Origin of the sequence: Methylophaga sp. UBA5088, from assembly GCF_002414625.1 — a bacterium.
In the GTDB taxonomy this organism is placed as follows: domain Bacteria; phylum Pseudomonadota; class Gammaproteobacteria; order Nitrosococcales; family Methylophagaceae; genus Methylophaga; species Methylophaga marina.
In genome coordinates this window covers 31,460-38,709 of the sequence record NZ_DIAC01000030.1, presented here as the reverse complement: position 1 = coordinate 38,709, position 7,250 = coordinate 31,460, and the positions used below count along the sequence as shown (strand labels likewise).

General features: G+C 40.2%; 5 protein-coding genes. 2 read left to right on the top strand and 3 right to left on the bottom strand.

Annotated features, from left to right (window positions below; translation table 11 throughout):
* Both B4K20_RS04070 and B4K20_RS04065 read right to left on the bottom strand, forming a co-directional pair.
* The coding region (locus tag B4K20_RS04070) for a mannose-1-phosphate guanylyltransferase/mannose-6-phosphate isomerase (RefSeq protein ID WP_289281990.1) at nucleotides 1-1,002 on the bottom strand (1,002 nt) is incomplete at its 3' end.
* Nucleotides 1,003-1,033: 31 nt separating this feature from the next.
* Entirely contained in the window at nucleotides 1,034-3,415 is a 2,382-nt protein-coding gene (locus B4K20_RS04065; protein ID WP_289281989.1) for a tetratricopeptide repeat protein, read from the bottom strand.
* A gap of 308 nt (nucleotides 3,416-3,723) precedes the next feature.
* Between B4K20_RS04065 and B4K20_RS04060 the strand changes: the two genes are divergently transcribed.
* On the top strand, nucleotides 3,724-4,944 hold the full coding sequence (locus tag B4K20_RS04060) for a glycosyltransferase family 4 protein (RefSeq protein WP_289281988.1): 1,221 nt from the start codon (nucleotides 3,724-3,726) through the stop codon (nucleotides 4,942-4,944).
* A complete protein-coding gene (gene xrtD / locus B4K20_RS04055) occupies nucleotides 4,853-6,502 on the top strand; it encodes a VPLPA-CTERM-specific exosortase XrtD (RefSeq protein WP_289281987.1) in 1,650 nt (549 codons plus the stop codon). Before B4K20_RS04060 ends, xrtD begins: the two co-directional genes overlap by 92 nt.
* Nucleotides 6,503-6,522: 20 nt before the next feature.
* On the opposite strand, the gene B4K20_RS04050 is transcribed toward xrtD, so the two are convergent.
* Nucleotides 6,523-7,250: WecB/TagA/CpsF family glycosyltransferase (locus tag B4K20_RS04050; protein WP_289281986.1), on the bottom strand; the 728-nt coding region annotated here is incomplete at its 5' end.

Here is a 7,250-nt window from a genome sequence, read left to right as displayed (position 1 = left end):
GTCTTGTGCTTGGTCTTTGCTGGCAACCATGACCGCATCAGCTGTTTCCACAATGACCAGATTTTCAACACCTATTGCCGAGACAAGTCGGTGCTCGCTGTGTATGTAAGCGTTCTTTACATTCTGTATTTCAACATCACCCTTGAGAACATTATTATTTTCATCCTGTTGTGAACACTCCCACAAGGACGACCAGGATCCAACATCATTCCAGCCAGCATCAAGAGGAACAACCACCGCTTTTTGTGTTTTTTCCATCAAAGCGTAGTCGATGGAATCAGATGGACAGGCCTCAAAAGCCTCTTTACTCAAGCGTACAAAATCTAAATCCTGTTCACTGTTGGCAACAGCTAGACGACACTGTTCAATGATATCGGGATGAAACTTGCTCATTTCCTCAATTAATACAGATGCTTTAAACATAAACATACCGCTGTTCCAGTAGTAATCACCTGAGGACAGATACGCTTCAGCCGTAGCAGAGTCAGGTTTTTCGACAAACTGCTGAACAGCAGAAATCGTGGCTTTTTCCTCAGCTTGAATATAGCCATAGCCCGTATGAGCGCAAGTGGGAACGATACCAAATGTGACTAAATTTCCGACCATAGCTTGTTGTTCAGCGAGCTTTATTGCTTGATGAAAAGCGTCAATATCGGCAATCACATGATCAGCTGCCAACACTAAAAGTACGGGGTCTTCTTCACGTGACAATGCCTGAAAAGCGGCACTGACAATTGCCGGTGCCGTATTTCTACCTACGGGTTCCAACAGAATGCTGGGTTTCTCAATATCAATTTCGAGTAATTGTTCCGCCACCATAAATCTGTGGCTTTCGTTACACACCACTATAGGCGGTGAATTATTTAAACCACCTAATCTAAGGATGGTTTGTTGAAACATGGAGTCATCACCAAACAAATTTAAAAATTGTTTGGGTTTATGCTTACGCGAAAGTGGCCACAAGCGCGTACCACTTCCTCCCGACATTACGACAGGTATCATTGAAATTCCCGATTTAACTTATTATCCGTTATCAATTGTTCAGTGAGCTGATGGCTGAATCAATATCCGCTATTAAATCACTTTCATTATTTTGTGATGCTTGTTGTTTAGCCGTGTTCAGATATTGTCTTGCTAGCTCACTATTACCTTGTTTTACATGTAACACACCTAGGTGATAATTAAATACAGCAACATTGGGTTCTAGTGCTACCGCCTGTTCAAGTACTGGCTTAGCTTCATCCAGCTTATTTAATTTCACATTAGCCCAACCATAACTGTCGAGAAAATAAGGTTGTGTTGACGTTTTAAACCGTTGAGTAATTTCCAAAGCGCGGTTTAAATTCTCGGGCGACTCAAACCGATCCGTTAATAAGCTGGCCAGATTATTGGCAGCAATATCGACATTATTATTTTTTGCAAGAATGCCTTCATATAGATCACGTGCCTCAGCATAATTGCCACGTGACTCTTCAATGGAAGCTAGCTGTAAAGAGAATCGAATGTTGTCATCGACATTATCAACGGCTTTTTTCAGTATATTTGCCGCTTCGGATAACTTGTCATTACGTAAATAATAGTCGATTAATAAAGAGTAACCCAGCGTCCATTTTTTCTGTTCGGCAAGCTTTGATTCAAGAATATCGACTGCCTGTTCCGCTTTCTCCACCCTGAAATAATGAATAGCCAGTGTTGCAAATCCATTCATAGAGTTAGGATTTTGTTGATTGAAATTGTTCAGATAAGTTTCTAACTGTTCATTTTCTCCCAACGCTTCCATCGAGGTTGCCAGACCTTGCATCGCACGACTTGAATTTGGCGCTAATTCAAGTGCCGCTTGATACTCAGCTTTTGCCAGCGCATAGTCGCCTTGGCCTTCGTATAATTGTCCAGACAGAAGATAAGAAAGTAAGGTATCGCCTTGCTGATCTTTAAGTAGATCAATGGTTTCAATACCTGCCTGCCAGTCTTTTTTCAGGATTCTGACTTCAGTCAATTGCTGGAGTAAAGTGGTATTTGTAGGATTTTGCTCTAAAGCGGTGACTAAAACCTGTTCAGCTTTGTCATAATTATTTTCGTTAACTAACAACCCTGCCACCGTAAATGCTGCAGTGGCGTTATGTGGATTGGCTGCCAAAGCTTGTCTGAAACTATCTTCTGCGAGCGCATCAGAACCCTGTCTTTGATAGGCTTGAGCCAGCAAGATCATGGCTTCATCTGAATCAGGTGAGTTTCTTAATACTGTTCTCAGGTCAGTCACCGCTTGATCATATTTTTCATCCATCAAGTCCAGTTTTGCTCTGACCAGCAATGCCCCACTTTCTTCTGGCGCGACATCTAAAACAGCTTGAGCCAGCTCACGCGCTTTTTTGAAATCCTGCTGTGATGCGTAATATGACGCAAGCATGACACGAGCCTCATTGCCATTGATACCTTGCGGATCTTCGTTAATGATATCATTGAGCTCTTTGACAGAACCTTCAACATCACCGTTCTTGTCTAACAACGCGGCTTTTGCGAAGCGTAACTCATAATTCTCAGGATCAGCTTCAATCATCTCATCGAGTTTTGATAACGCTTCTTGTGGGTTTTTCTGGTTAATTAAACCTAATAAGAATTGCTGAGCTTCATCATCCTCTGGATGATTTTTCAGGAATGATTGTAAAAGCGTTAAAGCCTGATCATAACTATCTAATTTTGATACCAGCAATTTGGCATAAGACATGACCACTTCACGTTCATTAGGTTTACGAGCCAAAATATCTTCGTAGACATCAGCCATGCCTCTATAATCTTTCATGTCGTTATACAAGCTGAGTTCGATCAAACGAAGCGACATATCTTCGGGATATTTTTCAACTGCCTGTTTTGTTTTTGCCAGTGCTGCAGGAAGCTCACCTTTATCTTTTAAAATCAAAATTTCCAGTGAGAGAATATCCTTATGATCTGGATAATCTTTAGAGACTTCAGCAAGCAGTGTTGATGCTTCCTCAAACTTTTGTTGTTTTGCCAGAATAGACGCTTTCAGAATTCGACCATCAAAACTTTCCGGTTTTATAGATAAGGCTTTATCAGCTCGTGTGGTCGCCTCGTCAAGTTTTCCACCCAGCAGATACAATCGACCCAACTTTATCTGAGCATCAACATGATTGGGATCAAGTTGCTCAACAGTGGTCAAGTTGGCAAACATTTGTTTCCAGCTTTTGTTTTCTTCATCAATTAATGCGAGTCGGTAATATGGTTCGGCCTGTCGAGGGTCAATCTGGATTGCATTCTTGTATTCGACACGTGCTTTTTCTAAATTTCCATTTTTGAAATATTCATTTCCACTTTGAACAAAATCGGAAGAAGTTTCTGCTGAGTTTCCGCATCCGGCAAGACTTAACACAAAAAGTACTAATATAATTTTTTTCATTGTTTCAATTCATCCATTCCTGAAAAACAGCAGTATCTATGTATCTACATCAGCACAATGCTATAGTCATTGTATCCGATTGACAATCACTCAGTTGATTCGGTTGACGCTATTAGCAAGCACTTGAGCTCCTGGTAACGAAGTCTACATCGTGAAAAGAAAAAGTCATAGCTTTGCTGAAGGCCATCAAGACAAGGTGGAACTTAACCTAAGTTTACATTTGTTTGACATATCTTTATTCTGAGCTAATGGGTATTCATACACTAGCGTGAACAATTAACTACGAGCAGGGATAGTCTAATCAAGACATGAAAATACTTATTGTGTGTGAGCATGCGTCTGACAAATTTGGCGGCGAAGCAATGCTACCTCTGAATTATTATAAATTTCTCTCAAAGACTAATCATGAGGTTTACCTAGTTACACACGAACGAGCTAGAGCAAGCTTAGAGTCTAACTTAGAAATCAATAACAAGAATATCTACTATTTACCCGACACAAAATTACATAAATTAATTTTCAAACTTGGAAAATGTCTACCTGCTAGAGTCTATACAAGAACTTTCGGTGCTCTGCTTCATGCACTTACACAAATTTATCAGAGAAAAGAGGTAAAAAGGCTCGTAAAGACAATAGGTATTGATATCGTGCATGAGCCAGCGCCAGTATCTGCGACCCAACCTTCAGCGATGTATAACGTGGGTTGTCCAGTTGTTATTGGACCACTCAATGGCGGCATGACATTTCCGAAATCATTTCAAGATATGTCTGGGCTACTCGAAAAAGTTATATATAAGTTAGCAAAATACGCAGACAATACACTCAACAGATTAATTCCAGGAAAAGTTAAAGCGAATCTAATTCTGGTAGCCAACGAACGCACCAAAAAAGCCTTACCAGCTTGTATTAAAGGACCGGTTGAAATTTTAGTTGAAAACGGCTCATTCGGTATACAGTCCAATCCAAGACATTATGCGAAAAGAAAGCTAACAAAAGTCCTTTATGTTGGAAGACTGGTGGACTGGAAATGTATTGATATTGCTATTGAAGCTGTTAGCAAACTCAAAAATACCGAGTTAACTATAGTTGGCGATGGTCAGGAACGAAATAATTTAGAAAGATTGTGTAGAGAAAAAAACATAGAAAACGTCAGTTTTACTGGCCTTGTTCCACACAACAAAATTAACGAGTTTTATGACGAAGCCGATATATTTGTGTTGCCCAGCATCCGCGAGTGTGGTGGTGCAGTAGTCCTTGAGGCCATGTCCAGAGGACTGCCCGTTATTGCCACCGATTGGGGTGGTCCTGCTGATTACCTTACTCCAGAATCCGGCTTTCTCATTGCTCCAAAATCGAAAGAGTGGATGGTGGAACAGTTTTCAAACACGATACTACGCCTAGCAGATAGTCCCGAACTCAGGGAGAAAATAGGCATGAATGCGGTCGAAAGAATTAGAAAACATTTTTTATGGGATGACAAAATACAAACCATTTTGTCTCACTACAAAAATATCAAAAACAACAAATAATACTTGGTTAACAATAATGCCCTTAACTCAAAATTTATCTAAACACTGGCGACTTATATTATTCGTTTTTATCACTGTTGGTTTACTTGTGGCATTCAATGAAGCTACATCCGTATTGTGGAGTAGGTGGGGCGAGGAAAGGTACAGTCATGCACCATTTGTTTTAGCTTTAGCGACTTACCTTATCTGGATTAAACGTCACGAATTGACTGATACTAATGAAAGTCCATGGCTAGGCGTAATATTTACAATTATCGCCAGTGTATTACTCATTCTTGGTGAGTTAAGCGCATTGGTTACGCTCACTCATTATGGCATAGTCGTTATGATGTTTGGGCTCATGTGGACCATGCTTGGGCTCCAGACGCGACGCATCCTGATTCCATTTGCACACGTTCTACTAGTAATTCCTCTCCCCTACATGCTCGACGTGATGCTCTCAGGTAAGTTTCAATTGATGTCATCGACATTAGGTGTCGAGATGATAAGACTAATGGACATCCCAGTATTCAGAGATGGCAACATTATTGACCTAGGGGTTTACAAGCTTCAAGTCGTCGAAGCCTGTAGCGGGCTGAATTATACCTACCCTCTCATGACTATAGGCTTGATGATGGCTTATATGTTTAGAGCATCGATGTATGCGAGAGTTGCATTGTTCTTATCCACAATACCAATCAGTATTGTCATGAATAGTTTCCGTATTGCATTGGTCGCTCTGCTAGTTAACCATTCAGGTATTGAAGCTGCTGAGGGGTTTATGCACTACTTCGAAGGTTGGGTGATCTTCTTCTCATGCATAGCCATATTGCTGATCGAAGTAAAGCTCTTTAATGTTCTAACAAAAAAACACCGATCACTTAATGAGTCTTTTGATTATCTTGAAAATGATCGTGATTATGGATTAGCCGAACGTAACCCATATATCAACAAAACACCAATATACGTAGCTACAGTTTTAATTCTGATATCTGTCACGTCTACCATTTCCGTTAATCAACGAAATGAGATCATTCCTGATAGAAATTCATTTGTTAACTATCCACTATCTATTAACGGGTGGGATGGGCACACAAGAACTTTCCAAAACGGCGAAGATAAAATACTCAAGCTCGATGATTATTTTCTTGCCACATACCATAAAAATAACACCTATGTAGATGTTTATTACGGCTACACAGCTTCACAAAGAAGTGGATTTGTTCCACACTCACCAAAAGCCTGTATTCCTGGGGGTGGCTGGGAAATATCTAAAGCAAGCATTGAAACCTTTTCTATTAACGAAGAAAAAACTCTTTCTGTCTCGAGAATGCTGATTAGTAAAGGACAAGAAAAAATGCTTGTTTATTACTGGTTTCCTCAGAGAGGTAGAGATTTAGCAAGCGAATTCCCAATGAAATTTGCTCTCTTGTATGATTCTATAATGCTCAACAGAACTGATGGTGCAATCGCTCGGTTTGTTACACCAGTAGGTAAGTCGATAAGCAAATCGGATGAGAGGTTGCAAAACTTTATTGCTATGACTTACCCTGATATTAAAGCTTACATTCCAGATTGACTTAAAGTAGCTTGGAGTAATCACTCATGTGATGTAAATCTATTCCAAACTCCTGCCAAAGATAGCAATCGCTTAATTCTATAATTAGGCTTCAATATAACAAGCTCACAACCACAGCAATTGAGCTTACCTTGAAGCGTAAGCAATCGAGCCATGAATGCACTATCAATATAACTGACACCGCTCACATCTATCTTTAACTGAGCTCGGGTTGCCAGTAATGTGGTATTTATCAATGCGTCCAGTTTTTCAAGGTTAGTTGACTGAAAACAGCCAGTCAGTAACAACGTCTTATTATTAGGTTGCCAGTTAACGGTATTCTCGTGACTGTTACTTTTTTTATATTTCTTATCAACAAAATAATAAGGAAGTTGCTTGGTGAGTAATAACAAAGCCAAGCCCCAACCATCTTTAAGATAACGCTTCCATAAATTCGGCTCTTGTTTAATCCGCCACAACCATTCCAAGCCAAGTTTTCGCCACTTTTCTGGTGCACGTTTCACCGAACCTGCAACAAAGTTAATCACGGCTCCCAGATGGCTAATGACGGGCGCATTCAGATTAGCCATATTATTCATAATCCAAGCCTGACCTTTTTTTGCACCCAAGGCAACAAGCACAAAATCTGCTTCAGAGGCATTGATTTGCTCAATAATGTGATCCTGACTCATCTCTTCAATGCTCACAAAGCCTGGATCATAAAATCCAACACTGACCATACCTTTAGAATAGCTGTTGAGCTGCTCAT

What these genes read in the sequence shown, in the direction of transcription:
- B4K20_RS04065 (WP_289281989.1), bottom strand. Translation starts at nt 3,415, where the DNA reads ATGAAAAAAATTATATTAGTACTTTTTGTGTTAAGTCTTGCCGGATGC.
- B4K20_RS04060 (WP_289281988.1), top strand. Translation starts at nt 3,724, where the DNA reads ATGAAAATACTTATTGTGTGTGAGCATGCGTCTGACAAATTTGGCGGC.
- xrtD (WP_289281987.1), top strand. Translation starts at nt 4,853, where the DNA reads ATGCGGTCGAAAGAATTAGAAAACATTTTTTATGGGATGACAAAATAC.